The following is a 23,281-nucleotide window of genomic DNA, read 5'->3' as shown; positions in this document are numbered from 1 at the left end:
GTTTCGTTGCGGCGCAACATCGCAACACGTGGATGCATCGCGACCGACCGACAGCTCCTGTATGTCCGGTCGGTCGCGTTGTGCTTCTGCAGCGTTCCTCTCATCGTTTAGGGTATAAGAGCGCCGAAGCAATTCGGTATAGGGAGGACCGCATGAAGGCGCTGCTTATCAACGGAAGTCCGCACAAAGCGGGTGTTACCAATCTGGCTCTTGAGCACGTGGCCAAGGGACTTGCCGAGGGCGGGTGCGAGAGCGAGATCGTGTGGCTGGGCGCCAAGCCTATCTCGGGCTGCCTAGCGTGCGGTCAGTGCCGCAAGCTCGGCCGCTGCGTGGTGGACGACGTGGTGAACACACTCATCCCCAAGGCGCAGGAGGCCGATGGTTTGGTGATTGGCTCGCCCGTGCACTATGCGGCGCCCTCCGGCCAGGTGGTAAGCGCCATGCACCGTCTGTTCTACACCGGTGCGGTCGATTGGACGGGCAAGGTGGGTGCCGCGGTGGTCAACTGCCGGCGCGGCGGTGCGGCATCGGCCTTCGACCAGCTCAACAAGTATTTCACCATCTCGGGCATGCCTATTGTGAGCTCGTATTATTGGAACCAGCTCCACGGCAACACGCCCGAGGAGGCGCTTCAAGACGAGGAGGGCCTCGCCACGATGCAGCAACTCGGCCTCAACATGGCATGGCTCATGCAGTGCGTGGCCGATGGCGCTGCGGCGGGGCATACGCATCCGGGCCGCGTGCATAGCGCGCACACCAACTTTGTGCGCTAGGGCCGCCCGGCCTGTGCGTTAGCGGTCTTCTGCGGGGGCGTGACTGCCGTTCTCGTCAGAGCGCTTGAGCTCCTCTAGCAGCGCCGCTGGCGAAAGGGCGGGAATGACGGAATTGACATAGTCGCTCGCGTCTCGCGTGACGAGACAATCATACAAGCCCATGCGGGCGATTTCTATCTGCACGGCATCCTTGTAGTCTGGCACGTTGCTATCGAGGGCTGCCGTGCAGGCGAGGGAGGTTGCTGGCAGCACGTCGCAGACGGCAAAAAGTTCTCGAAGCGACGTGCGGACTTCTTGATCGGAAGCTATACGTCGAAGTATGTAGTACAAGTCGGTTGCCTGGGATGCGGATATAGCAAGGCTGTCCCCTCGAGCTGCCGCTTGCTCGAAAAGGCGTGCCGCGGTTTTATGTTGTTCGCGCGTGACGACGAGAAAATCAATCGCCACATTAGTGTCGATGAAGATCCTCATGCAAGCTCCCAGTGTGTTTGATCGGAGCCGCCCGCAATGTTCTGTCTGCGCTCAAGGAGCAGCTCGTCTACCCGCTTATCGTCAAGGCCGGGGGCGCTGAATCTTCCTGCTAGCGACCGTACTGCGTCAACCCGATCACGGTTGGGGTTGGTCCATAAACCAACGACTCGACCATTGCGTGTGACTTCGTAGTCCGTTGTAGCTACGTTGGCCATATAGGTCCCAAAGTTCTGCCTGAACTCTGAGGCGGTGATACGGACGGGCTCGGCATGCATCGCTATCCCTCTCCTCATGAAAGATTGCATACCGATATTGTACAAAATATGCATCGAATATCGTACAAGATTGGCGATGCTGTGGCATGTGTCCCCGCGCCGTACCCACTTGTGGCTACCAACTGATACCTAGTCGGCCCGCCTGCTTTATGCAGACGGGCCGAGCAATCGGGCGGGGGGGACGCCGCTATGGTTTGTGTTAGCGCAAGGGCTAGCGCAGCGTCACCGGCCCGATAAGGCCAGAGGGTTGCGTAGGCTCGCTCATCGAGAAGTAGTCGCACATCTTATGGTCGACGGTGTTGATGACCTCGACCGTGAGCTCGTGCATGCCCGCCGCAAGATCGCCTGCGCAGAAGCGGTAGGGCGGGACCAGACGCACGCCGAGCGGGCGCCCGTCGAGCCATGCCTCGGCGGTCTCGCTAACCTCGCCGAGGTCGAGCGCGGCGCCGTCGAGCGCTTCGGCGAGCTCGAAGGAGAGCTGGTAGCGATAGGTTCCCGCCGTGCCCGGGAAGGCGCCGTTCGAAAGGTCTTCGAGCTCGGTGAGTGCAACCTCGTCGCCAAAGGCCGGGTAGGCGAGGGCATCGGCGTGGGCGACGTGCCACGTGCCGGCAAGGGCGATGGGCTCGCGTGCCGGGGCGGCGGGTGCAGCGGCCTCGGCCTTGGCGCCGGCAACGATCAAGCAGGACTCGTACGGCGCGAGCTCGAGCGCGCCGTCAAAGGCGGTCTCGGCGCCGTTCAGCACGTCGATACGGATACCGCGGAGCTCGTGGAGCGCGCCGTCGGCGCCACGTGCAGAAAGCGCCGTAGCGAGTGCCGTGCGCGGATGCTCGTTCACGCAGAAGTAGTACTCCTCGGGCACCTCGCCCTCAGAAGCGGCACCGGTGTAGTGGTAGACGCGCAGCCAAGGCTGCTCGGCATCTGTACGAACGTCGTCGAGTTCTGCGGCGCGCAGGGCATCGGCGAGCTCGCCAAGCACGGCAACCTGGGCGCCGGCCCACGCCTCGGGTGCGATAGGGGCAAAGCCGGCCTCGGTCGCGGCCGCGCCGTCGTAGAGGCAGCTCGGCAGCTCGTCCACCGCGATGACGGTGACACCGGCGGCGGCAAGGCGCTGGCAGAAGGCAAGCGCAGAGGAGCCCACAAAGGCGCGCGCAGGGATGACGAGCGCACGGTAGCGCTGGCCGTTCACCGAGAAGCCATGACCGTCGGGACAAACACCAAGCTCGTAGCGCTCCGCGTCGGCAAAGGCCTCCTCGGGGACGAGGTCAAAATCGACCTGCGCGCGGGCAAGCTCGCGGCAGACGCGCTGCGCGGGGCTTGCTGTGCCGGCCCAGGCGGCGTCAGCGTCGTAGAGTACAGCGGCAACCGGGTGCGCGGTCCCGCCCGAAAGCAGCGTCGACAGGCGATTCATGTAGCTCATGAGGCGACCGAAGTGGCGGAACTGCGGGTTGTTGCCGTGCGCATAGAAGTGCGGCGGGCAGTCGCCGTCGGGGAAGGTGTCCATCGAGAACGCGTGCGGCACAAAGTAGTTCACGCCGCGCACGAGGAAGTGATCGGCGATCCATTTCATCTCGCGCAGGCCCTCGTGCCAACCGAAGGCGCCAAAGACCTCGGCCATGCAGCGCCCCTGCTTCTTGGGGTCAAGATGCGCGGCGGAGCTGCCGAGTTTGGGGAGCATGTAGTTGAAAAACGCCATGTCCCACAGGCCGCGACCGTAGTTGTGGAAGCCGTCGTCCATACCGGGCACGAGCTGGTTGATGACAATATCCACGCCCGCCATGTCCTGGCCGCCGATGGCGCGGAAGAAATGGCCGGCGCCGGAGCCCAAACGCTCGTGGCTACCCTTGTCCTCAATCACGTGGCCGATGTGCATAACGCCGTGCGCACGGCACCAGGAGCCGATGTTCTCGTCAAAGCACTCACGGTAGAGCTCGGTCGCCACGTCCATGTAGGTGTGGCGCGCGCGGGCACCCGTCTCGTCGCGGTCCCAGAGCTGGGCGAGCGCGCCAAAAAACGCCGCGTCGTCCGTGCAGCCGAGGCGCTCGCGCAGGCGCCGCTCGAGCTCAGCCGACCACGGCAGGGGCATCGTTACCTTACCGATGAGGCTGTCGGAGCCACCGGTTTCGTCTTTGCCGCTCTTCTCGTTTGCAAAACCGGGCTCATCAGAGAAGAAGCCCAGGATCGTCTTGCCAAACTCGTCGCCCACATGCGCAAAGTGCGGCTCGTAGATGGCCTCGAGAAGCGTGTCGCAGGACTCTTTGTCGACCATGTTGATGTAGTCGGGGTTGTAGTCGGTACGGCGGCTCGTGGCGAGAACAAAGACCTTGGTCGTACCCTCGGGCACGTCAAAGACGATGCGGTCGAGGTCTACGGGTGCCTCGCGCGAGAACTGGGCGAGTGCTGCCATCATAGCGGCCATGCCGCTTGCGGTGGCGTTGCCCTTGCTGGCGCCGTCGTCCGCGCCGCTGCCGGGCTCGCCCGCCGGAGTGTCGGCGGCGTCCTTTACGCGCGCCGGCACAATGCGGTAGTCGATCGCCACGGGCTTGCCATCGCAGATCCCCGCGACGCCCACAAACTGCTGCGTGGGGTCCATGGGGTCGGTCAGCGGGACGGAGAGCCCACGCGCCGGGCCCGCCACGTCAAAGGTGCGGTGCGTAAGCACGACCTTGGCGCGCTCCGGGTGCTCGGCAACTTTGCCGTTGGCGTACCCGGTGGGGAAATGCGCGTCGTCCAAGATCCAGATCTTCATGCCAAGGCGCTTGCACTCATCAATTACAAAGCGCAGGTCGCGCCACCAGCCGTCGCCGCAGAAGTCCGGGTGCGTGCGGCTCTCGAGGCACACCTCGTGGATGTCGGCCCCAGAGATCTTCTCCAGGTACTCGGTGATGGTCGCGTGATCCTCGCCCTTCATCCAAAGGAAGGGGAGGAGATGGTTGTCGTAGGTGCCGTCCATCACGGCGCGATAGCTGGTTGCCATGGGGGTCCTTTCTTCGGGCTGCCGCGGGGGGGGATAAGTGCCGGGTGAGTTTGTGAGCGCTAAAACCATCTTAAGATCGGCGCAAGACCTAAGAAATATCGAATTCGTGGGAGTTTACCAACCAAATCACCACTCATTCGATGTACGGTGCACAACATCTATTAAGTGGAAAGCGCGCCTGTTAGACAGCGGATAACGCCTTTTGGATGTCTAACGGACGCGCTTGCACAAGGCGATGGGCGTTGACGGTATCGCTACTCTGCTGAGCTCGCGGTAGCCTCCTCGGCGAGGGCCTCCTTGTCCGCCATGCGGAAGAAGGGCCAGAATAGCAGCACCATGACGGCGATGCATACGAGGTCAATGGCGAGCATGCCCGTTCCGCCCTGCAGGAACGTGGAGATAAACTGCGGAAGGGCAAAAGGCAGCGAGATCATCGGATTGAGGCCGTCTCCGAGGCCGGCCATGCAGCCGAGTGCCGTGATTCCGCAGATAAGCGGCTTGGCGAGTACGAACGGGATGAAGAACATCGGGTTCATGACAAGCGGCACGCCAAACATAAGCGGTTCGGTGATGTTGAAGACAGACGGAACGATGGCGAGGCGACCGAGCGGTTTGAAGCGCTCAGACTTAGTGAGGGCGCAGCAGATGCCGATGGCGAGGCTGTCGGCGTTCTGCATGGCGAGCATTACCGAGAGCATGAGGGCGGGCATCGCCTGACCGGCGGCATAGGCCTCGATGTTCTGCATGGTGACGGGCATGAGAATCACCATGTAGGCAGAAATGATGGAGGAGGGGTGGACGCCGAAGAACCAGACGAACTGCGCAAAGGACACAACGACCGCGTAGGCGATGGGCGAGGCGCCGATGCCCATGATGGGCGCGGCGATAGACTGCGAGACGAGGTCGTAAATGTTGCCGAACGGCGTGAGCGAGATGCCCCAGGCAACGAGGACTGCGCCAGTGAGCAGGATGATGGCAGCAAATGTGGGCGAGAGCGAACGCGAGACAAACTCGGGAACGCTGTCGGGCAGCTTGATGGAGACGTGCTTGAGCAGCACATCAAGGATCGCAGGCACAACGATGCCAAGTACAAGGGCGATGAAGATGCCGTTGCTGCCCAAATAGCTCTGTGGGATAAAGGTTGACGGATAGCCCGGTGTGATCTCCTGTGTATTGAGCGGGATCATGATGAGCATCGTGGCAATCGTGAGTACAACGGGCGTCATACCCTTCATGCTGCGGATGCGGGAGTAGCTATACGCGACGGCCGCACCGATATAGAGCGCCTGCATGTTCATAGTCACGGCAAGGGCATTGGTGATGATGGCGCCGAGCCCCGTGGAGGTGAGGAACTCCTGCAGAGGTGGGATAGGCAGGCCAGAAATGATGGAGACGAGCGCAATGCCGAGCGTGACGGGCATGGTCGCCATGAAACCCTGCGTGAGACCCTGTAAGACGTTGTTGGAGCTGAGCCTGTGCGCAAGCGGCGCGACAGTCCTTTCCAAGAGTCCCTGAAACGAATCGGTCAATGCCATGGGTTACTCCTTCGTGAAAATGCGGATAAACAGCACGCGCTATGCCGATATCTGAACCTTATCGGCTTTATGCCGTACGCAAAATGCCTGAATCGGGCTAAAATATATGACCAAATCGGAACTGTGAGATTTACCTAAGATCATGACGAATAATTCAAAACTGAGGCTTAGACATGAACACAGAGGAGCTTAATCGAACCCTGTTTTCTTTAACGGAGAGCGAGGAGCGTCACCGCGCAGGCGTTTTTTACGACAACTGGGAGGAAATGTTTGACGGCGATGCTCACGAGGATGGGACTCTCCGTATTGTGATGGCTGCAGATAATGCCGAGTCACAACGCGCCGCGTTTGCCGTCCCATCCCGTGGAGAGATGGTGTCTGGTCTTTTTTCTACGGCCGGCGGCTCGATTCTTATGCGTCGCAATTCTCGTTTCAATCCGGTTCCGCTGCACACACATAGCTATATCGAGATGTCGTATGTCTATGCCGGCACCTGCGTGCAGAAGATCAATGGTGAGACGATTGAGCTTGGCGAGGATGAGGTCCTCTTGCTCGACACAGACTGCCCGCACGCCATCGAGGCGCAAGGCGAGGGCGATATCATGGTGAGCTTCGTATTGTTCGACCAGTCATTTCTGCGCGATGAGGTGCTTGAGTCCATCGCAGAGGGCAACGCCCTCTCCCGCCTTCTGACCGATGCCTTCAACGAGGAGTCCGACCATCGGCGTTACGTACGGTTTTCATCTCGCGGTAACCGGCGCGTTCGACTCTTTTTTCAGGAGCTTATGTGCGAGACACTCGACCCCTCCACCAACGCTGAATTCATCTCGAGCGAGCTCTTCCGCCTCATCTTTGCCGAGCTCATCAACGTATACGAGAAGGACTATGCGCGTCGCGAGCGTGAGAGCGGCCGCGTGCCCGTCATCCCTATCGTCCACTATATCGAGGAGCATTACCGCACCTGCACGCAGGAAGGTGTGGCGGAACACTTTTCTATTAGTTCCAAGTATGTGTCCGTTCTGCTCAAGAAACATACCGGTATGAACTTTAGACAGATGATTCACGCGCAGCGCCTGGGGCATGCGGCGCAGCTGCTCCGCACGACGCACCTGCCCGTGACAGAGGTAGCGCGCGAGGTGGGCTACGAGAATATGACGTTTTTCTACAAGAAGTTCCGCGAGGCATACGGGGTCGCTCCGGCGGAGTACCGCAGACGCATCCAAAGGTGAGTTCTCTGAAAAAGATCTGCAAGCAGCAAAAGCCGGAGCTCGCAGATGCGGGCTCCGGCTGAAAGGAAGGCTCTTTGCAAGGGGTGGGTTTGTTTCTTTTGCGGTGCTGAAGGGGACTACTTCTCGGGGTCAGCCAAGATGTAGGCCAAGATACCGGACACCGCAAAGGCGATGAGCATCGTGATGATGAAGCCGTAGAAGCTGATGTCGATGCCTGCGGGATTGATCATGGCCGGGATGCGGAAGAAGCCGTCGCCCGCCATGGAGAAGCACTTGCCGCCGAGCGCCGCGAGGATGCCGCCGGCGATGCCGCCGCCGACCCACGCCGCCATGAAGCACTTGAACTGCGGGAGCGCGATGGAGTAGATGGTGGGCTCGGTTACGCCAAAGAGGCAGGTGGTCATGTCGGTGATGCCCTCGGCGCGCTTCTCGGGGTCACGCATCTTGAGGGCGTAGCCCAGGCTCACGCCGGCGAGCGCCCAGACGGTGAGGCCAAGTACGGCGTTCAGCGGATCGGCGCCGAGCGTAGTGATGTTGTTGATGATGATGGGGATCATAGCGCTGTGGAGACCGAGGAGGACGACCATCTGCCAGAAGGCGCCAAGCGCAACGCCAGCGAGCACGGGCGCGACGTCGAAGAGCCACATGACGGCGGAGCTGATGGCGTTCGAGAGCATGTTCATCACAGGGCCGATGGCAAGCCAGGAGACGGGCACAGTCACCAGAAGCACGATGACGGGCGCGAGCATGAGCTGCACCATCTCGGGCACGATCTTCTTAGCGCCCTTCTCGACCAAGCTTGCAAGGAACGAGGTGAGAAGCACAGGGAAGAGCGTGTTGGAGTAGGTGGCCGCCACAACGGGGATACCAAAGAAGTCCACGCCCTCGCCCACGGCGGCGACAAGGTTGGGATACAGGAAGGCGGCACCGATGGTGGCGGTCACGTACTGGTTGCAACCAAAGACCTTGCCTGCGGAGAAGCCCACAATGACGGGCATGAAGTAGAGGACGGCGTCAGCCGCGGCATACCAGAGCTGGTAGGCGCCGCTCGTGCTCGAGAGCACGCCAAAGGTGGTGCAAAGGGTGAGAATGCCCTTGATGATACCGCCGGCGATCATAGGGCCGATCATGGGCATGATGCAGCCGCTGATGACCTTGAAGAAGCGGTCCCAGAGCGAGCCCTGACCGACCTTGTCGATCTTGACTGCGCCCTCGTCCTCGGCGGAGATACCTGCGATCTCGCGCACCTTGGGCGTGACGTTGCTCACATTCGTGCCGATGATGATCTGATACTGGCCGCCCTGGTTCATGACGCCCTTGACACCATTGATGGCCTTAACCTCATCCTCGTTAGGGATGGAATCATCTTTAAGGACAAAGCGAAGGCGCGTCATGCAGTTGGTGACGCTGACGATGTTCTCCTTGCCGCCAACGGCAGCAACCACATCTTTGGCAAGCTGGGTGTAGTCCTTTGCCATGAGTTCCCCTCCTAGTGGTTGGAAATACGTAAACGAGCAGCTGCTTCTCGTTTGATATCGCTATCTTACGAAGGGACTCTGGGCGTGATAACATCGTTTTCGAGACGGTTTTACCAACCATATCCACATTACCTATGCGTTTGAGAGTATTTCGCATGAGGTAAGTACGATATATCGCATAACAGTCGCTTAGTAACAGTACAGGGAGGCGAGGGGACATGGAAATCGCTCAGCTGAATCGACTTCTTCTCGAACTTTCTCCGAGCGAGCAGCGCTATCGCGAGGGCGAGACATATGACTGGGCCGGGCCAAGCGAGCTAACGACGATTGATGGTCGTCGGGTGCTCCAGATGGACCAGGGCGTCGATGGCAGTCCACGGTATCTTGATGCCAATTTGGGACAAGGTGATCGTCGGCCCATGGCGGACCCGCTCCTTCTCAGGCGCAATTCGCGCTTCAATCCCGTGCCCGAGCACATCCATTCCCACATTGAGATCAGCTACGTATATGCCGGCAGCTGTCCTCAGACGGTGAACGGGCGCTCGATGACACTTCGCGAGAATCAGGTACTTCTGCTCGACACCAACTGCCCCCATTCAATCGGGTCGCTCGGCGAGAGCGACATCATGATGAGCCTGGTGCTTTCGCGTAAGTTTCTGCGCGACAACCTGCTGGGGAGCTTTACCCATGAAAGCATGCTCGCACACTTTATCGTGAACGCCCTCAACGAGCAGACCGATCATCGTCGGTATGTGCGCTTCCATTCAGATAACAGTCGCCGCATTCGCCGCTACTTTCAAGAGTTCATGTGCGAGTACTTTGACCCCACCAGTAACGCTGAACGCGTGCTCATCAATCTTTTGCAGCTCATCTTTGCTGAGCTTATCAGCGTGTACGAGGAGGATTACCTTCGCCGCGATGAGGATCGAGGGAGCGTTTCGGTCATTCCCATCATCCGCTACATCGAGAAGCACTATCGCACCTGCACGCAGGAAGGTATTGCGGAGCGCTTTGCCATCAGCCCAAATTACGTGACAACTCTGCTCAAGCGGCATACCGGTATGACGTACATCCAGGCGGTGCAGGCGCAGCGTTTAGGACATGCGACGAGTCTTTTGCGTCACTCCGATCGGACGGTGGACGACATCGCGCGTGAGGTGGGGTACGAGAACACGACGTTTTTCTACCGGAAGTTCCGCGAGGCATATGGGCTCGCGCCCGCTGAGTATCGGGCGCGCCACCGGCGAGGCGCGCTTGGTTGAGCCGATGCAATTGTGGCGTGACGGATGCAATCGGCACATCTCGTGTGCATGCGGCACGCTTCGTGTGCAATCGGCACGCCCTGTGTGCACTTGTAACACTTCATGTGCAGATAGCACGCTTTATAGGGCTTCTTCCGTGCTAGATGCACATGAAGTGTGCTTGATGCACGCAGCGCGTGCCGATTGCACACGGACTGTGACAGCTGCACATGAGGCGTGCTGGATGCACATGAATAGGCCCGCCGGTGGATACCGACGGGCCGTGTGCTGTGACGGAGGGCCTAGCCCCCGTATGTTGGTCTGTGCGGGACCTTAGTTTGTGGTCTCGCCCTGGTCGGTGGTGGAATCGCCGCCGGAAGTGGTCTGGTCGCCGGTGCCGGGCTCCGTGCCGGCGCTGGCGCCGGGGCCGCCGGAGACCACGATGGTAATCGTGGTGCCGTACTCCTGTGTGCCGCTCGGGCTGTAGCTGATGACGTGGCCCTCAGGGACCGTGCTGCTCGACTCAACCTGAACCGACACGTTAAAGCCGGCCGCCTTGATGTCACTCTCAGCACTGCCCTGCGTGGCGCCCGTCACGTTGGGGACAGAGCCGGTGGTGGGCAGCGCGCCCTGCGAAACCACAAGCTGGATGGTGGTGCCCGGCTCGACGCTGCCGCCGGGGGAGTAGCTGATGACGTTGCCGGCGCTCATGCTCTCGTCGTAGTCATAGGTGACGGTGTAGGAGAGCTTGAGCTCGTCGAGCATCTGCTTGGCGGCGGACTCGCTGTAGCCGCGCAGGTCGGGAACATCGACCGTGTCAGGGCCCGTCGAGACCTTGTAGGAGATGGACGTACCCTTGTCGACCTCGGTGCCCGCCTCTTGGGTCTGCTCAAAGACCGTGCCCTCGTCGGCATCGTTGGCCTCTTCGGTGGGGATGCCCACAAGGCCGGCCTCGTCGAGCGCCTGCTTGGCCTCATCAGCGGTCTTGCCTACCAGGTTGGGAACCTGGACTTTCTCAACGGGCTCCTCGCCGCGCGATACGGTGATGTCAACCTTGGTGCCCGGCGCCTCACGCAGGCCGCCGGAAGGCGTCTGGCCCATAACCTCGCCCTCGGCGTACTCGTTGCTAAAGCCGTCGGTGATCTCGCCCACCTCAAAGCCCTCTTCCTCGAGGGTGTCGCGCGCCTCCTCGAGCGTCATACCAAGCACGCTCGGGACGGTCGCGGTGTCGCCGCCGCCCATGAAGCTCATGGCGAGCGCCGCGATGACGCCGAGCGCTGCGATGACGCCAATCACAATGGCCGCGATCTTGCCCTTGCTGGGGCGGTCCTCGGGCTCATAGGAGCCGGTGCCGCCCGCCGCGCCGCCGCGGACGGCGGACGTGGCGCCTGCGCGCGGGGCCTCGGCTGCGGGACGCACCATGGTACGGGTCTCGCCGCCCATGACGCGGGTCTCGGTCGCGCCGGTCGCCGGAGCGGCGGGGATGACGCGGGTGGGCTCGGGCACGTCGACCGTGCGGCCGGCCAGGTAGGCGTTCAGCACCTGGCGGAGCTCGTCGGCAGACTGGAAGCGCATGGCGGGATCTTTCTCCATGCACTTCAGGATGATGCGCTCGAGGTCGGCGTCGACGCCCGGGTTAATCTGCGAGGGCGGCACGGGCAGCTCGTTGACCTGCTTGAGTGCCACCGAGATGGCGTCGTCTCCGTCAAAGGGGACCTGTCCGGTGGCGCACTCATACATGACCACGCCGAGCGAGTAGATGTCGGAGGTGGGGCCGAGCTCCTGGCCGCGCGTCTGTTCGGGGGAGACGTAGTGCGCGGTGCCGAGCACGTTGTTGTCCTGCGTGAGGTGGCTGTTCTTGGCGCGCGCGATACCAAAGTCCATCACCTTGATGTTACCGTCGGGCAGCACCATGATGTTCTGCGGCTTGATATCGCGGTGGATGATCTCGTGCTTGTGGGCGACCGAGAGCGCGCCGCAGATCTGGCTGCCAATCTGGGCGACCTTCTTGGGGTCGAGGGCGCCGTGTGCGCGCACGCCGCTCTTGAGGTCGGTGCCGCGGAGGAACTCCATCACAATGTAATAGGTGTCGCCGTCCTTGCCCCAGTCGTAGACACCCACAATGTAGGGGCTCTGGAGGCCGGCCGCCGCCTGCGCCTCCTGCTTAAAGCGGGCTGCAAAGGTGGCGTCGGCCGCATACTGCGGCAGCATGATCTTGATCGCGACAGTGCGGTCGAGAACCTGATCCTGCGCGCGGTAGACGGTCGCCATACCGCCCGAGCCCACCTTATCCTTGAGAAGGTACCTTCCCCCGAGGACCTGCTGTTCCATTTGTGCTCCTCACATCCTACGTTGCTCTGCGCTCGTGCGTCCTTACGGGCGCACGCCTAGTTCTGAATCGAAGGTATACGTGGTCACCATAGCGCTACGCCCCCATGATGCTGAGCGTCCGGGCGAGAACCTCGCCTGCGACGGACGCCGCCGAGATCTCGTGGTCGTAGTAGCGCTCGATGACGACCGAGATCGCCACCGTGGGTGAGTCGTACGGTGCAAACCCAATAAAGGTCGAGTTGGCGTTCTCCTTGGAGGTCTCGCCCGTACCGGTCTTGCCGGCGACCTTGACACCGCGGACGCCCGCCTCGTAGCCGGTGCCGGACTCCACCACGTCGAGCATGGCCTCGCGGACCTGCTCGGCGGTGCCGGCGCTCACGGCTTGGCCGAGCGAGCGGGGTTGCGTGGTGCTGATGACCGTGCCGTCGGGTGCGAGAATCTGCCCCACGACATAGGGGTTCATGGCGATGCCGCCGTTGGCGATGGCCGAGACAATGACGGCGTTTTGCATGCACGTCACCTGCGGGCCAGGCTCGTGCCCCTGGCCGACGGGCTGGCCGGCGCCCGCCCAGGCGAGCTCCCACTCGGTCATCACGCTCGGATCGGGCATGATCGAGGGCGTGGTCGAGAAGTCTTGGCCAAGCGACTGGCCAAATCCATAGGCGTTGGCCTGCGCCACGAGGGCGTCGGCGCCAATGTCGTTGGCAAGCTGGCCAAAGGCGACGTTGGAGGAAACCGCAAAGGCGCGCTGGAGCGTGATGGTACCGTAGCCAATATCATCAGCATTGGTGACGGGTGCGCCGCCGATCTCCATCTCGGCAGGCGCAGCGTAGCGACTCGAGAGCGTGGCGGTGCCCGTCTCGAGCGCGGCGGAGAGGGTCACAGCCTTAAAGGTGGAGCCGGGCGTGTAGAGCGCCTGGGTCGCGCGGTCGTAGAGCGAGGCGCTGGTATCGGCGCCGGTGATGGCCCCCTCGGGGTTGGTGTTGTCGTACGAAGGCGAGCTTGCCTTGGCGAGGACCGCGCCCGTGCTCGGATTCATGACCACGATGGCGCCTTCGAGACCACGGCTCTCGAGCGCCTCCTCAGCAACCATCTGGATGCGCGAGTCGATGGTGAGCTGGACCGTGTTGCCCGGCTGCGTGATGCCCGCGAGCGACTCGATGGCGTTCTCCCAGCTCGAGTAGTCCTCAGAGCCGGTCAGGGTGTCGTTCATGGTGTTCTCGATGCCGGTGGAGCCGTACTGCTGGGAGTAGTAGCCCACCGTGTGCGCAGCCAGGTTGCCGTTGGGGTAGGAGCGCACGTAGGTGCCGTCCTCTTGGCGGATGGACTCGGCGAGCGTGGTGCCGTCCGAGGTGATGATCGAGCCGCGATGGATGTAGGCCTGGCGCTGGATGGTGTGGTTGTTGGTCGGCAGGTCGCGATACTCGTCCGCCTTGATGACCTGGATGTAGGTGAGGTTGCCAATAAGCACGGCAAAGAGCGCCGTGAACAAAAAGACCGTGCGTGTGAGGCGGTTGGCAAGGGCCACGCGGCCGAGCACGCCGGATTCGGGCGTGTCAAAGAGACGGCGGCGCATGCGCGAGCCGGGGCGCGCGTGCGCGGCGCTTGCGTGGGCGCCGGTGGAGGTGCGCGAGAAGATGCGCGTGCCGGCCTTGCTGACGCCGGTGACACCGTTATCCGCCTGGGCGCGGGCCCCTTCGAGGCCGGGCAGCGACTCCATGACGCCGGTGCCGGTGAGTGCTACCTCGCGCCCGGTTGCCTCGTCACCTGCACGCAGCAAGAAGCCGACGATGATAAAGCTCGCCAACAGCGAGGAGCCGCCCTGGCTCATGAACGGCAGGGTCACGCCGGTGAGCGGGATGAGACGGGTCACGCCGCCCACGATAAGAAACGCCTGGAACGAGATGGCCGCGGTAAGACCAGTGGCCGAGAACGCGGCGAGGTCGCTCTTGGCGCGCGCCGCGGTGGTGAGGCCGCGCACGGCAAAGAGCATGAAGAGGATGAGGATGGCGGAGCTGCCCAGAAGGCCCATCTCCTCGGCGATGGCCGAGAAGATAAAGTCGCTCTCTACAACGGGGATCTTGGTCGCCATGCCGCGGCCGATGCCCGTTCCCACCAGACCGCCGTCGGCAAGCGAGTAGAGCGACTGCACGAGCTGGAAGCCGCTGCCGCTGGTGTCCTCAAAGGGGTTGAGCCAGATGGCAAAGCGCGTGCGGATGTGGCCCATGAGCATGTAGGCGCCCGCACCGCCGATCACCAGAAGCAAGATGCCGATGATGACGTAGGAGACGCGCCCCGTTGCTACATAGAGCATGATGAGGAAGAGCGTGTAGAACAGAAGGGCGCTGCCGAGGTCACGCTCAAAAACAACGATGAGCAGGCACACGCCCCACACCACAAAAAGCGGCGCCAGAAGGCGCAGGCGGGGGACCTTGAGCCCGAGGATGGTGCGGTTGGAGGCGGCGAGCAGCTCGCGGTTCTCGGCCAAGTAACCGGCGAGGAAGAGCACGATGAAGACCTTGGCGAACTCGCCGGGCTGGATGGTGAAGAGGTTAAAGAAGTTGATCCAGAGCTTGGAGCCGCCGCGTGACTCGCCCACAAAGATGGGGAGGATGAGCAACACGATGCCGATGATGCCAAAGGTGTACTTGTAGCGCGCGACAATGTCGAGGTTCTTCACCCCGGCAAGCGTTGCCACCATGAGTGCGATGGATATGAAAAGGTATATGAGCTGGTTCATGGCGAGGTCGGGGGCAAGACGCGTCACGAAGGTGATGCCCACACCCGAGAGCACAAAGACAATGGGTAGAATCGCCGGGTCCGCTCCGGGGGCGAGCGCGCGCACCGCGATGTGCGCGGCGGCAAACGCCGCGAAAAGGCCCAGCGGCACCGCGAGCGTGGTGAAGGAGAGGGCGGCGCCCGTGGTCGCCACGTAAAGCGCGTAGAGGAGCGTCACCGGGAACGCGGAGGCGATAAGAAGCAGAAGCTCGGTGGTACGGCGGCTCACTGGGTGCCTCCTTCCTGGTTTGTGTTGGTTGGGGCTACGGTATCGGCTAGCGTCTCGGCGCTGGCATCTCCTGCATCGCCCACGCCTGCCTCGGATTCGGCGGCTCCGGCTTCTGCCGCGCGCGCCGCTTCTGCCCGCTGCGTCTGCTCGGCAAAGATCTGGCGACGGTACTCGTTGAGGACGTTGCGCGCGTCTTCAACGGACTTTTGCGAGATGCCCTCTGTCAGACGGCGCTGCGTGTCCTCGGGAAGGTCGATGACCTCAATCTCGGAATCGTCTTCAAGGTGGCTTAAGGGCATGCCCATGAACGATCCCGGCACACCGCGGAAGATGGCGACGTGCCCGTCGTCGATACCAAGGTAGACCGAGTTGGATACCGTGTTGAAGAGGGCAAAGCCCGCGATGGCGAGTGCCACGAGCACGGCGGCGACGGCAATGAGCACGTTGCGCTTACGACGGCGCATGGCCTCGCGCACGCGTCCATCGTCCACCACGTCCACCACGAGAACGGTGACGTTGTCGGACCCACCGGCGGCAAGCGCCGCGTCAACGAGGTTGTCGACGCAGATCTGCGCGGTGGGAGACTGGTTGGCGATGGTCTCGATCTCGCCGTCGGAAATCATTGACGAAAGACCGTCTGAGCAGAGGATGAGGCGGTCGCCCTCCTCGATGTTCAGCTGGAAATGGTCCGCATACATTGCCGGGTCGGAACCGAGCGCGCGCGTGATGACCGAGCGGTTGGGGTGCACGCGGGCCTCGTCTGCCGTGATCTCGCCGGCGTCGACGAGCTCCTCCACATAAGAATGGTCGCGCGTGACGCGGATGAGCGTCCCCTCGTGCACAAGGTAGGCGCGCGAGTCGCCCACGTGCGCGATGGCGAGCTGCGTGCCCTCGATGTAGGCGACCGTGGCGGTGCAGCCCATGCCGGGACGGCCCACGCCCTCTGCCGCCGCCTCGATGATGGCGGTGTTGGCGCTCTCGACCGCGCGGGCAAGCAGCGTGGGGTCGGCTGCGGTGGGCGCATGCTTGGCGATGGTCTCGACCGCAATGGATGAGGCAACCTCGCCCGCGGCGTGACCGCCCATGCCGTCTGAGACGCAGAAAAGCGGGGACTGCACGAGGTAGGAGTCCTCGTTATGCGTGCGCACGCAGCCCACGTCGGATCGGGCGCCCCACATGAGGTTTGCGGTGGTGCCGGCGTCGTAGGTGGAGTCGGTGTCGATGCGCTCCTCGGGGATTGCCTGGAAGCTCTGGGTGGAGCCGGGGTCCGAGAGACGCGCCTCGACCTCTTCGAGGTCGATCTCGGCGGTGGTTGCCGGAGAGGTGGTGGCGCCCTCGGTGTCGCTCGGGGCCTCTTGGGTGGCCTCGAGCTCGGCCTCGGCAGCATCGACGGGCGCCGCCGGTGCGCTGTGGGCACCGATGGGAGCGCCGTCTAGGCCGTCGTGCGGATGCTCGACGTTATGGAGAACCTCGTCGGTCATCGGCGATTCACTTTCATGACGACGTCACCGATCTGCACCTCGTCACCCTCGCGCAGGGTGGCGGGTTCGGTGAGTGCGCGCCCGTTGACGAGCGTTCCGTTAAGCGAGTTGAGATCCTCGATGATGAGGGCCGGGCCCTGCAGCGAGAAGCGCGCATGGGAGGCCGAGACAAAGGGCTCGTTGATGCAGATGTCAGACGACGGCGAGCGGCCCACGATCACGGGGCCGAGCATGTCGACGTGGATGCCGCGGATACCGCGGGGGCCCTTGTCGACGTCGATGGTCCAGATGGCGGAGTCGCGACGCTGGCCGCGCACGAGCCCCACGCCGGTCTTCATGACGGCGAACAGGAAAATGTAGAGGATCGCAACGAGAACGATGCGCCCGATGAACAGGATGATATCGATCACGTGTCATCAGCCCCTGAACTCGAAGGTCGACAGACCAAACGTCACCAGGTCGCCGTCGCGCAGGGGGCAGCGAGTGATGCGGCGGTTGTTGACGAGGGTGCCGTTGGTGGAGTTGAGGTCCTCGATCGACCAGTCCTGGCCGGTGTAGGTGAGCTGGGCGTGACGGCGGCTCACGTTGGGGTCGCGCAGCGTCACGTCGGTGGCGGCGCGCTCGCGCCCGATGACGCACTGCTGGCCGGTGACCTCGTAGACGTCGCCGGTGACCACGTCGATGAGCTGGGCGAGCGGCGGGAGCGCAACCTGCGCGCGCGAGCCGACCATGTTGTTGGCGATACTCGCGCCTACGCGTGCACCGCCCGTTGCGGCAGCACCGCCCATGCCCTCCATCTGGGCGCGGGTGACCGTCTGCGGCACCGGGATGGGCGCGGCGGCGTCGGCGAGCGGAGCAAAGGGGTCGCGTGCGGCTGCAGAGGCGGCGGCGCCCACGGCGGCACCTGCCGCGGCAGCAGCGACGGGCGCGGCGACATCGGGGATGTGGGGGACAGCGGGGGCGCTTGCGCGCTCACGCTTTGCGGGCGCAGGCGCAGGTGCGGGCGCGCTTGCGGCATCGCGGCGACGGCGCGGCGTGGGCTTGGGTGCGGGGGCGGGCTCGGGCTCCGGCGCAACGTCGCGCGGGGCGGCAGGGCCAGTGAGGCTCTGCGAGAGGCCCTGCTGGTAGGCGCGCTCCTCCTCGTAGAGGCGGCCGAGCGTGGGGGCGTCGATGTTCTCGGCAAAGACGGAGAACTTGCCGCCACGGAGCTGCGGATCGATCATGAAGCGAACGAGTGGCTCGCCCACAAAGACGTACTTGCGCTTCTCGGCGTGAGCCTTGACAAACTCAGCGACCTCACGCGTGAGTTGCGGGTAGTAGGGAGCCATGAGGGGATCGTCGTCGTTGGCGATGAGGATGGTGTAGAGCGCCGGCGCGGTGTTGACGCCGTTGATGACAAGCGTTTGGTCCTCCATCTCGCGCACCGCCTGCTTGGCGAGCTTCTTGAAGGAGAACGGCGCCCGGCTGGCTCCAAAGATGCCCGCCACGTGGTCCTCGAAGATGTTCAGGAAGTTCACGGACGATCACCCTCCGCCGATTCTTTTCGATAACCCAAGAGATAGATACAGATGAACAAGATTATAGAGGATAGGGCCCCTACAGCTAAAGCGACGGCAAAGGGCAGGGTCTGCGAGCTGGCATTTTCCACAGGGTTTGCAAGGCAGAGTTGCAAAACCACCATAAATCCCGCGCATGCATAGGCGCCTGCGAGCGCCCCTTTGCCCCCGCCGCCTTGGTAGCGATCCCAAAAGATGCCGCAGAGCGCGGAGACGGCGGCGGCCGTTGCCACGGCAAGCGCGATGCCCGCGATGACGTGGAAATCGGCAAAGGCGGCAAGCGCCTCGCCCGCTCCGAGTACGCCTCCCGTTGCGATCGCGGCGGTAAAGAGGGCAGAGACGATGGTGCCAATCGCCGTGGTAGACGCGGCACACACCGGGTCAGCGAGGTAGCCGGCAAAGACAGCGATCGGTCCCGCCAATAGGCACGGGTTGCCCGTGAGGGCACCTGCGGCAATAAGGGCGACAAAGGCGGCCGATGCCCCGGAGCTCGCCCTGCCCCAGACATACCACCAGCTAACGGTAAGGGCGATGAGGACAACGGCGACGGGCAGGAGGGGAAACGCCTCGGTCTGCTGGGCGATGGCGACAATGAAGCCGGTGGCGATAAGCGCACTGCCGAGCTGCGGCGCCACGAAGGCGGCCCCGCCCGTAGCGAAGGCGATGACAAGACCCGCCAGCGGATTGGCAAACCCGAGCATGGCGAGCACCTGCACCGAGGCGATGGCGACGGAGAAGCCCGCTATGCCGCCCGCGACGAGCGCCCGTGCCCGCGGTGTGCGGCTGCCGAGCCAGCCCTTCTCGGGGTCGAGGGGGATCTCGGGCCGTGCCTCGCCCTCCGCCAGCGCATCGGCGGCCTCCTCCTCGTCTGAGGTGAGCTCGGCGATGATGTGCGCGAGGCTGCGCTTGCCCGCGCGTGCGTTGCCAAGGCCCGCAAGGAAGCGCTCACCAAACTCCTCGACGCTTGCCGGCCGGTCCTCCGGGGCGGAGGAGAGCGCAGCGAGCAGGGCGTCGGCGGCAAGCTCGGGCAGATCGGGCAGATACTCGATGGGGTCGGTCGCCCCTTCGCGGATGAGCTCGATGGAGGCGGCGGGCGTCTCTGCACGGAAGGGTGCCTCGGCGCAAAGGGCCTCGTACAGTACGGCGGCGAGCGCGAAGATGTCCGCCCGTTCGTCAACGGCGGCGCCGATGAGCTGCTCGGGAGGCATGTAGCCGATAGTGCCGCCGCGCGCGTCACCAAAGCCCGCTGCGCGGGAAAGCGTTGCCATACCAAAGTCAGCGAGCTTGACGTTGCCGCTGCGGTCGATGAGCACATTTGCAGGCTTGACGTCGAGGTGCAGCACGCCGTTTTCGTGCGCATGCGCAAGCGCCTGAATGAGCGCGTCTGTCACGGCGGCCGCCTCGTCGTAAGTGAGCGAATGCCCGTCGACCCCCGCGAGGAACTCCTCGAGGGACATGCCGTCGACGTATTCCATAACGAGGTAGGCATAGCCCTGGTCGTAGGTGAAGTCGATGACCGAGACGATGTGTGCGTCGCTCAGCATGCTGGCGGTACGCGCCTCGGCGAGCGCGGTGGCGTGCGTCTCGGCGGGGGCGCCGTCTGCGGCGGCGTCGGTGCCGGCGAGCGGCATGCGCTTGATGGCCACACGGCGCTGCAGGCGCGTGTCGAGGCAGATCTCAACCGTGCCAAAGGTGCCGCCACCGCGGGTTTCGAGCGGGCGGTAGCGCTTAAGGAGGGCCGTCGCGGCGGCGCCGGCCTCGGGCGCCTGCGGGGCGGGGCTGGCGGCGTCTAGGGGGCGCGACCCGCGCCTGCCTAGTACGGGCGGCTCGGGCGGCCGGGTATGCGGCACGTTATGTGGCGAAAAGAGCGGCATGGCGGTTCCTGGTGCGTTTGGGGTGCGTATGGGCCATGGTTTTCTGTCATGATACCACGCTGCGCGATCTTGCCCGGTGCGCTGTCCGTGCGGGCGGGTATGATGAAGGGACCATTTCCCGCATGGCGGGTCCGAGTGAGGGGATGAGTTATGGATGCAGCTGAGCGCCTCGGCGCCTACGACGCCTTTACCGCGGAGGTCCGCGCAGAACTTGCCGACGTCTCCGCGCGTATGGAGGAGCTCCGGTCCGAGAACAAGGTGAAGACCGCGACGTACCGCCAGCTGTTTGCCACGCGCATCACCCTAAAGGACATTGACCGAAGGCTCGACGCCCGGGGCCTGTAGCCTCGCGCGCTTACGCTTGCGTGATCGTTTTGACGCTGAAGGAGACCGTTTATGGAGTCGCTCTATAGGAAATACCGCCCGCTCACCTTTGAGAGCGTCGTCGGTCAGCAGCATATCGTCTCCACCCTCGAGCATGCGGTGACCGAGGGTCGCCTCTCCCATGCCTACCTGTTCTGCGGCCCGCGCGGTACGGGCAAGACCACGATGGCGCGCATTCTCGCCAAGGCCCTGCTCTGCCAGAAGGCCGCTGCCGCGCGCGAGCAGGGGGCGAGCGGCTGCATGCCCGATGGGACCTGCCCGGAGTGCGAGCAGATTGCCGAGGGAACGCACCCAGACGTCTACGAGCTCGACGCGGCGAGCCGCACCGGTGTCGATAACGTCCGCGAGGAGATCATCGGCTCGGTCAACTTCGCACCGGTGCGCGGCGCCTACAAGGTCTACATCATCGACGAGGTCCACATGCTCACCGTGGCCGCCTTCAATGCGCTGTTGAAGACGCTTGAGGAGCCGCCCTCGCACGTGGTGTTTGTCATGTGCACGACCGACCCGCAGAAGATTCCCGAGACGATTCTCTCGCGTTGCCAGCGCTTTGATTTCCACCGCATCTCCAACGAGGACATTGTGGGCCGGCTCTCGTACATCTGCGAGCAGGAGGGGTTTGCCTACGACGCCGAGGCGCTCGAGGTGGTTGCCAAACACGCCCGCGGCGGCATGCGCGACGCCTTGTCGACGCTTGAGCAGCTGTCGGTTTTTGGTAACGGCTCGGTGACCATTGACGATGCGCGCTCGCTTTTAGGCGAGGTGGCAGGGTCGGTGCTCGCCGAGTTTGCCCGCGCCATTGCCGCCCGCGATGTGGCAACGCTTTTTGCCCTCGTGCGCGAGCAAGTGGATGAGGGCGGCGACCTCATGGAGCTCACGCGCGATCTGATTGCGCATCTGCGCGACGTGTATATGGTGCGTGTTGCCGGGGCGCGCCGCGAGGTGGTAGACGCAACGCCCGAGGAGATTGCGGCGCTATCAGACGAGGCGGCGCTTTTTGAGGGGCCGGACCGCCTGGCGCGCACTCTGACCGTGCTCGATGACGCGGCGCTCGAGATGCGCTCGGCTGCCGACACGCGCCTGGTGCTCGAGATCGCGCTCACCCGTCTTGCGCGGCCGGAGTCCGATCTTACGCTCGAGGCCCTTGCCGATCGTCTTGACCGTATCGAGGCGCAGCTTGCCGCCGGCGTCCCGTCGGCGCCGCTCGATGCCGGCGCTGCGGTGGCAATGATGGGTCGGGCGCAAGCAAAGGCCCACCCAGATCCGCAGGAAAACGTTCAGGCAAAGCCCCCGGCGATGCCCCAGGCCAAGCCGCAGACGATGCCCCAGGTAAAGCCTCCCGTGGCGGCTCCGGCAAAACCCGCGGCGACGCCGACAAAACCCGTTGCCACCGCCTCGGCTCAGCCCGCTCCCGCGGCCCCGGCCGCTTCGTCGCCCGCCGCGCCCGAGCCGTCGGTCGCGCCGGCTGCTGCCCCAGTTGCCCCCGCTGCTCCGGCCCCTTCCGTCCCCGCCGCTCTCGCGCCGTCGGCACCCTCAGCGCCCACGCCCGCGGTAGCTGCTGAGCATACATCGTCCGCTCCCGCCGCAGCGGTGGACGCTGGCGAGCTCCAGCGTCGGTGGGCCGAGGTAGTACGCCGTGTTACGGCCGCCCAGCCCTCGCGCGGAGCGCTCCTGCAGAGCTCACGCGCTAAAAGTGACGATGGGGATGTGCTCACGGTGGCCTTCCCGGCGGGCTCCGGCTTTGCTATCAAGATGCTCGGCCGGGCCGACTCCGAGGCGGCCGTCCATCCTGTCGTGGCATCGGTGTTTGGCCCGCGCAAGGTCGTATACGTGATGGGCGACGCCCCGAGCGCGCCTGCCCCGGCTGCCTCTTCCGCTCCTGCCGTTTCTGCCAAACCGGTCGCTCCGGCGCCCGAGCCCGCTGCTTCCGCATCCGTTGCCGCTGCCCCCGCGCCTGCGCCCGCTGCCGCCGTCCCTGAACCGGCTCCCGAGGCGACTAGCTCTCCGGCTCCTACGCCCGAGGCGCCTTCCGTTTCCTCAACGCCTGCGCCGGGGGCGGCGTCGACGCCCTCACCCGAGGCGCCTGCTCCCTCTTCAGCTCCCGCAGCCCAGCCCTCGCCTAAGGCCGCGCCGGCCCCGCGGACAACGTCTCCCGGGTTTGTGCCGTTTGCCGGCGGCGACACCCCTGCTCCCGCACCCGCGGCGGACCAGACGAGCGGCCCCACGATCGTCCCAGAGCCCACGGTTGACGAGGACCGGCGGGCATGGGAGGACGAGGCCGTCCCCTACGACGACGCGTTTATCGCTGGGTTTGAAGAGGACGAGGACCTTCCTCCCTTCGATATGCCTGCTCCCGAGCCCGCCGCGCCTGTCGCCGCGCCAGCTGCTGCAACAGCGCCAGCCCCGTCGGAGCCGGCCGTCGCGCCGGCTGCTGCCCCGGTGGCCCCCGCTGCTCCGGTCCCTCCCGCGCCTGCCGCGCCCACGCAGCCCGACTTTGACGCGCGAGCGGTCTTCAACCATGCCGCCCCTCCGGCGGAGGTACCCGAGACCTCCGAGGACGCCATGAAGCTTTTGGGCGACGTCTTTGGTACGGGAGTCGTCATCCATCAAGAGTAGAGATGCCGGGGCGCGCTGCCGGAGGGTGGCGCTTCGTGGTACGATGCACCAGCACA

General features: G+C 64.0%; 15 protein-coding genes. 5 read left to right on the top strand and 10 right to left on the bottom strand.

All coding sequences use genetic code 11. The annotated features are described in order from the left end of the window. The first annotated feature begins 152 nt into the window (after positions 1 to 152). Positions 153 to 773, top strand: coding sequence for a flavodoxin family protein (locus B5F89_RS05050; RefSeq protein ID WP_087430705.1), 621 nt, complete (start codon positions 153 to 155; stop codon positions 771 to 773). An 18-nt stretch (positions 774 to 791) separates the two neighbouring features. On the opposite strand, the gene B5F89_RS05045 is transcribed toward B5F89_RS05050, so the two are convergent. The 3 genes from B5F89_RS05045 to B5F89_RS05030 all read right to left on the bottom strand — a co-directional run bounded on the left by B5F89_RS05045 (position 792) and on the right by B5F89_RS05030 (position 6,028). After that, positions 792 to 1,244 carry a PIN domain-containing protein gene (locus B5F89_RS05045; RefSeq protein ID WP_087430704.1) on the bottom strand — a complete coding sequence of 151 codons (453 nt, stop codon included), beginning with the start codon at positions 1,242 to 1,244 and terminating at the stop codon, positions 792 to 794. Between the two features lie 486 nt (positions 1,245 to 1,730). Continuing rightward, positions 1,731 to 4,493 (bottom strand): glycosyl hydrolase, encoded by a 2,763-nt coding sequence (locus tag B5F89_RS05035; RefSeq protein WP_087430702.1) that lies wholly within the window; start codon positions 4,491 to 4,493, stop codon positions 1,731 to 1,733. Between the two features lie 254 nt (positions 4,494 to 4,747). Further along, positions 4,748 to 6,028, bottom strand: coding sequence for a PTS transporter subunit EIIC (locus B5F89_RS05030; protein WP_087430701.1), 1,281 nt, complete (start codon positions 6,026 to 6,028; stop codon positions 4,748 to 4,750). A 374-nt stretch (positions 6,029 to 6,402) separates the two neighbouring features. Here B5F89_RS05030 and B5F89_RS05025 point away from each other — a divergent pair, with 374 nt between their 5' ends. Beyond that, complete coding sequence (locus tag B5F89_RS05025; protein ID WP_158098420.1) at positions 6,403 to 7,257, top strand: AraC family transcriptional regulator; 855 nt, start codon at positions 6,403 to 6,405, stop codon at positions 7,255 to 7,257. A 116-nt stretch (positions 7,258 to 7,373) separates the two neighbouring features. Here the strand turns inward: B5F89_RS05025 and B5F89_RS05020 are convergent, their stop codons facing one another. Then, positions 7,374 to 8,735 (bottom strand): PTS transporter subunit EIIC, encoded by a 1,362-nt coding sequence (locus B5F89_RS05020; RefSeq protein WP_087430699.1) that lies wholly within the window; start codon positions 8,733 to 8,735, stop codon positions 7,374 to 7,376. 218 nt (positions 8,736 to 8,953) lie between these two features. Between B5F89_RS05020 and B5F89_RS05015 the strand changes: the two genes are divergently transcribed. Beyond that, the gene (locus tag B5F89_RS05015) at positions 8,954 to 9,997 is read left to right on the top strand and encodes an AraC family transcriptional regulator (RefSeq protein ID WP_087430698.1); all 1,044 of its coding nucleotides are present in this window, start codon (positions 8,954 to 8,956) and stop codon (positions 9,995 to 9,997) included. A gap of 312 nt (positions 9,998 to 10,309) precedes the next feature. On the opposite strand, the gene pknB is transcribed toward B5F89_RS05015, so the two are convergent. The 6 genes from pknB to B5F89_RS04985 form a co-directional block, all read right to left on the bottom strand. Next, positions 10,310 to 12,307 (bottom strand): Stk1 family PASTA domain-containing Ser/Thr kinase, encoded by a 1,998-nt coding sequence (gene pknB / locus B5F89_RS05010; RefSeq protein ID WP_087430697.1) that lies wholly within the window; start codon positions 12,305 to 12,307, stop codon positions 10,310 to 10,312. Between the two features lie 94 nt (positions 12,308 to 12,401). Further along, the gene (locus B5F89_RS05005) at positions 12,402 to 15,314 is read right to left on the bottom strand and encodes an FtsW/RodA/SpoVE family cell cycle protein (RefSeq protein WP_087430696.1); all 2,913 of its coding nucleotides are present in this window, start codon (positions 15,312 to 15,314) and stop codon (positions 12,402 to 12,404) included. Continuing rightward, entirely contained in the window at positions 15,311 to 16,795 is a 1,485-nt protein-coding gene (locus B5F89_RS05000; RefSeq protein ID WP_087430695.1) for a Stp1/IreP family PP2C-type Ser/Thr phosphatase, read from the bottom strand. Before B5F89_RS05000 ends, B5F89_RS05005 begins: the two co-directional genes overlap by 4 nt. Continuing rightward, on the bottom strand, positions 16,792 to 17,205 hold the full coding sequence (locus B5F89_RS04995) for an FHA domain-containing protein (RefSeq protein WP_087430694.1): 414 nt from the start codon (positions 17,203 to 17,205) through the stop codon (positions 16,792 to 16,794). Before B5F89_RS04995 ends, B5F89_RS05000 begins: the two co-directional genes overlap by 4 nt. Before the next feature lie 6 nt (positions 17,206 to 17,211). Continuing rightward, complete coding sequence (locus tag B5F89_RS10320; RefSeq protein WP_087430693.1) at positions 17,212 to 18,312, bottom strand: DUF3662 and FHA domain-containing protein; 1,101 nt, start codon at positions 18,310 to 18,312, stop codon at positions 17,212 to 17,214. Continuing rightward, positions 18,309 to 20,225, bottom strand: a complete 1,917-nt coding sequence (locus B5F89_RS04985; protein ID WP_087430692.1) for a serine/threonine-protein kinase — start codon at positions 20,223 to 20,225, stop codon at positions 18,309 to 18,311. Before B5F89_RS04985 ends, B5F89_RS10320 begins: the two co-directional genes overlap by 4 nt. Before the next feature lie 150 nt (positions 20,226 to 20,375). Between B5F89_RS04985 and B5F89_RS04980 the strand changes: the two genes are divergently transcribed. Together B5F89_RS04980 and dnaX are read left to right on the top strand one after the other, a co-directional pair. Next, a complete protein-coding gene (locus B5F89_RS04980; protein ID WP_087430691.1) occupies positions 20,376 to 20,570 on the top strand; it encodes a hypothetical protein in 195 nt (64 codons plus the stop codon). A 51-nt stretch (positions 20,571 to 20,621) separates the two neighbouring features. After that, a complete protein-coding gene (dnaX, locus tag B5F89_RS10315; protein WP_087430690.1) occupies positions 20,622 to 23,225 on the top strand; it encodes a DNA polymerase III subunit gamma/tau in 2,604 nt (867 codons plus the stop codon). Positions 23,226 to 23,281: the final 56 nt, after the last annotated feature.

This window comes from Collinsella sp. An307 (assembly GCF_002161805.1).
GTDB lineage: Bacteria > Actinomycetota > Coriobacteriia > Coriobacteriales > Coriobacteriaceae > Coprousia.
This window is presented reverse-complemented; position numbering and strand designations above follow the sequence as displayed.

What these genes read in the sequence shown, in the direction of transcription:
- pknB (WP_087430697.1), bottom strand. Translation starts at nt 12,307, where the DNA reads ATGGAACAGCAGGTCCTCGGGGGAAGGTACCTTCTCAAGGATAAGGTG.
- B5F89_RS05015 (WP_087430698.1), top strand. Translation starts at nt 8,954, where the DNA reads ATGGAAATCGCTCAGCTGAATCGACTTCTTCTCGAACTTTCTCCGAGC.
- B5F89_RS05030 (WP_087430701.1), bottom strand. Translation starts at nt 6,028, where the DNA reads ATGGCATTGACCGATTCGTTTCAGGGACTCTTGGAAAGGACTGTCGCG.
- B5F89_RS04980 (WP_087430691.1), top strand. Translation starts at nt 20,376, where the DNA reads ATGGATGCAGCTGAGCGCCTCGGCGCCTACGACGCCTTTACCGCGGAG.
- dnaX (WP_087430690.1), top strand. Translation starts at nt 20,622, where the DNA reads ATGGAGTCGCTCTATAGGAAATACCGCCCGCTCACCTTTGAGAGCGTC.
- B5F89_RS05000 (WP_087430695.1), bottom strand. Translation starts at nt 16,795, where the DNA reads ATGACCGACGAGGTTCTCCATAACGTCGAGCATCCGCACGACGGCCTA.
- B5F89_RS05045 (WP_087430704.1), bottom strand. Translation starts at nt 1,244, where the DNA reads ATGAGGATCTTCATCGACACTAATGTGGCGATTGATTTTCTCGTCGTC.
- B5F89_RS05035 (WP_087430702.1), bottom strand. Translation starts at nt 4,493, where the DNA reads ATGGCAACCAGCTATCGCGCCGTGATGGACGGCACCTACGACAACCAT.
- B5F89_RS05050 (WP_087430705.1), top strand. Translation starts at nt 153, where the DNA reads ATGAAGGCGCTGCTTATCAACGGAAGTCCGCACAAAGCGGGTGTTACC.
- B5F89_RS05020 (WP_087430699.1), bottom strand. Translation starts at nt 8,735, where the DNA reads ATGGCAAAGGACTACACCCAGCTTGCCAAAGATGTGGTTGCTGCCGTT.
- B5F89_RS04985 (WP_087430692.1), bottom strand. Translation starts at nt 20,225, where the DNA reads ATGCCGCTCTTTTCGCCACATAACGTGCCGCATACCCGGCCGCCCGAG.